Raw genomic sequence first — 3,107 nt, 5'->3', positions numbered from 1 at the left:
AAATACACAGATTGTGTTGAAGTTTGCCCTGTAGACTGTTTCTATGAAGGTCCTAATTTCCTTGTGATCAATCCAGATGAATGTATCGACTGCGCATTGTGTGAACCTGAATGCCCAGCAAATGCAATTTTCTCTGAAGATGAGTTACCTGAGGGCCAAGAAGTCTTTATCGAACTCAATGCTGAGTTATCTGAAAAGTGGGCTGGCAACAACATCACACAAATTGGCGAACAACCTGCTGATCGTGAAGAATGGAATGGAAAACCATCCAAATTACAATATTTAGAAAAATAATATTGTGTAAAAAAGGCCAGTTTTTACTGGTCTTTTTTATACCTGAATCACACATTTCTTTGCAATTGCATCATTATTAGTGCGTTATTTTGCATTAAAATAAGACGCCTCCAAATCAAGAACTGCCTTTTTATGATGCGAAACAAATTACAGGGTCTATTATCATTATTTATCATCCCTGTGATGATGGTGGGTTGTACCAGTTCTTCAACTAAAATGAATCAAAATCAAGGTAAAAGAATCTACATCCCACAAGAACAAGTAACCTTTACCCGCCCTATTCCAAACAAAGTAGAGCCTGCATCTTATCGTAAATGGCTTGGTCAGGGTGAAAACTACGCACGCGTCCGCGAATACGAACAATTTTTAATGCGCAATAATGTTGCACATATCATTCCAAGTTTTGAACTTTTAAGATCGGCAAGAGATTGGCAAAAATGTGGTCGCTCAGAATACATGGTGCCAAATCGTGAGTTATGGGGTAATTCTCTATCAACTTTACGTGTCTTTAAATATCTAATTGCAGCAAAGATTTTGACTGATTTTGAAGTCACCTCAGTTTATCGTGACTTACCTTTGAATCAATGTGCAGGTGGTGCAAGTTCATCCAAGCACTTATTTAACTCAGCAATTGACTTCCGTATTGGGCCTGAATATCCACAACCTCAGGACTATGCATATATCGAACAAACCAAATTCAAGCTATGCCAATTCTGGATACAACATGGTCAAAGTTTAGATTTAGGTATTGGCTTATATAATTCAGGTCAAATTCATCTAGACACTCAGGGCTATCGTACTTGGGGTCCTGATTTGACCCGTAACAGTTCAATATGTAACTTCTAAAGCGTAGCGTGTAGAAAACTTATCTAAAAAGAGATCATCGAGATCTCTTTTTTGTTTCGATGAACATGAATAATTGGTCAATCAAATTGCACTCTGATTATAAATGTTTAAAATGCAGCTAACAGATTCATAGGTAAACTTGATTATGCAACAAATGTGGACCGACATTGATGAATATATCAATTCACATTTAATTCCCACAGATCCAAGACTTCAACATGCGTTAGACAATACCGATACCCAAGGTTTTTCTAACCATCTGGCTGTTGCGCCTAATCAAGGCATGTTCTTACAAATGTTGATTCAGATGAATCAATGTAAACGTGTATTGGAACTTGGAACTTTTGGTGCTTACAGCACAATTTGGTTAGCCAAAGCACTTCCTGAAGATGGTTATCTTTTGACTGTTGAAGGTCGAGACACCCATGTGATCATTGCTCAAGAAAATATTGACTATGCCAATATGCCAACTAATATCGAGCTTAAAAAAGGTCGTGGCGCAGATATCATGAAGCAATTGATCGCAGATGGCGCTGAACCATTCGATCTGATTTTTATTGATGCGGATAAACAAAGTTATCGTGAATATTTTGAGTTGAGTTTAAAACTTACACACTCAGGCAGCATTATTGTCCTTGATAATGTGATTCGTGCTGGTGCAATTTTGGATGAAAATAATAAAAAACCAAGTATTGAAGGTATTCGCGATGCTTTCAGTGCACTTAAAGATCATCCACAACTTTTGTCATGTACTGCACTGCAAACAGTCGGCTCAAAGGGTCATGATGGCTTTGCAATTGCCATTGTAAAATAGCGATCAAAAAATAATCTTTTATTTTTAGTCTTTTAATATCAAATAATTATATATATCTGCATTGCTTTTCCATATAGTTATCCACAGTTATTGCGGATAACTATATGGAATAAAATGAATCACTTAGCGACTAATAATGGAACATTTGCATTCCTGAAGATTGTAGTCGTAATACTGCCTAAGAAAAATTGATGAATCTTACTATGGCTAAATGCACCAAGTACAATCAACTGAATATCATGTTCCCTTTGATATTCAAGAATATTTTGAGCGACATCACCGTAACGATAAATCGTCACGACCTCTAGTCCTGCATCTTTTAAGTACTTTTCTGGTTCAGTCAACATTTCAGGATGATCACCAACATAGAGCAAATGACATTGCAATTGTTTTAGCAAATCACTTTGGGCAATCCGTTGCAGCATCTTTTGGCAGGTTGGAGAATATTCATAAGCGAAGATAAATCGTCTAGGAGGAGAGAAATGCTCACCAACCGTAATCACAGTACAGTTTGCACCACGAATAAAGTTTTCTACATTACTCCCAATCGGTTTATTCTTTTCAGCAGCGCGCTCCCCTACACGCCCAATAATCACAACATCATTTTCATTTAGAATATTAAAGCTTTGTTCAAGAAAATCCCCTTTTTCTTGGATTTTGGTGCTTGTTAAACCGTACTGCTTTTCAATTTGCTCTGAAATATGCTTCAGTAAATTATTACTATAATCTAGTGCTAACTCACTTTGCTTCTGTTCTAGCTCTGCTAACTCTTTGAGTAGCATTGCATTACTCTCAAAGCCAATCACACCACTAATTTCACCTAAATGATAACTTGCAGGGTAATAGTCCAGAATTTGCAACAGTACTAATTCTCTTTGAGTTTGCCTTGCCACCCATACAGCAGCCTCGGCCACTGCATCAATACAGGGTGAAGAATCAATACATGCAATTACGCGGTTCATATTCGCCTCTCTTTAGGTTTAATACCTTAGGTCTTCTACTTATTTTTAACTTAACACAGATAAAAGCATGGTGGGTTAAATTTATGTATAGAATCTCTTGAGACTTTTTTAATGATTATTCCTATTTACGATAACGAATGAATCGTGCTGGATTTCCAGCAACAATAGAATATTCTTCAACATTTTTTGTG

4 protein-coding genes are annotated in these 3,107 nt (G+C 36.8%); 3 read left to right on the top strand and 1 reads right to left on the bottom strand.

All coding sequences use genetic code 11. The features are described from left to right. The 3 genes from fdxA to B4237_RS10295 form a co-directional block, all read left to right on the top strand. On the top strand, positions 1-294 hold a 294-nt coding region (gene fdxA / locus B4237_RS10305), incomplete at its 5' end, for a ferredoxin FdxA (RefSeq protein ID WP_286942988.1). Positions 295-426: 132 nt separating this feature from the next. Further along, positions 427-1,140 carry a D-Ala-D-Ala carboxypeptidase family metallohydrolase gene (locus tag B4237_RS10300; protein ID WP_278596046.1) on the top strand — a complete coding sequence of 238 codons (714 nt, stop codon included), beginning with the start codon at positions 427-429 and terminating at the stop codon, positions 1,138-1,140. Positions 1,141-1,285: 145 nt separating this feature from the next. After that, positions 1,286-1,954, top strand: coding sequence for an O-methyltransferase (locus B4237_RS10295; protein WP_061392918.1), 669 nt, complete (start codon positions 1,286-1,288; stop codon positions 1,952-1,954). 119 nt (positions 1,955-2,073) lie between these two features. On the opposite strand, the gene B4237_RS10290 is transcribed toward B4237_RS10295, so the two are convergent. Then, a complete protein-coding gene (locus B4237_RS10290; RefSeq protein WP_004880638.1) occupies positions 2,074-2,916 on the bottom strand; it encodes a universal stress protein in 843 nt (280 codons plus the stop codon). Positions 2,917-3,107: the final 191 nt, after the last annotated feature.

Origin of the sequence: Acinetobacter sp. UBA6526, assembly GCF_002434875.1 — a bacterium.
Lineage (GTDB): Bacteria > Pseudomonadota > Gammaproteobacteria > Pseudomonadales > Moraxellaceae > Acinetobacter > Acinetobacter venetianus.
This window is presented reverse-complemented; position numbering and strand designations above follow the sequence as displayed.

Excerpts from the sequence above, each read along its gene's own strand:
- B4237_RS10300 (WP_278596046.1), top strand. The coding sequence starts at position 427 with ATGATGCGAAACAAATTACAGGGTCTATTATCATTATTTATCATCCCT.
- B4237_RS10295 (WP_061392918.1), top strand. The coding sequence starts at position 1,286 with ATGCAACAAATGTGGACCGACATTGATGAATATATCAATTCACATTTA.
- B4237_RS10290 (WP_004880638.1), bottom strand. The coding sequence starts at position 2,916 with ATGAACCGCGTAATTGCATGTATTGATTCTTCACCCTGTATTGATGCA.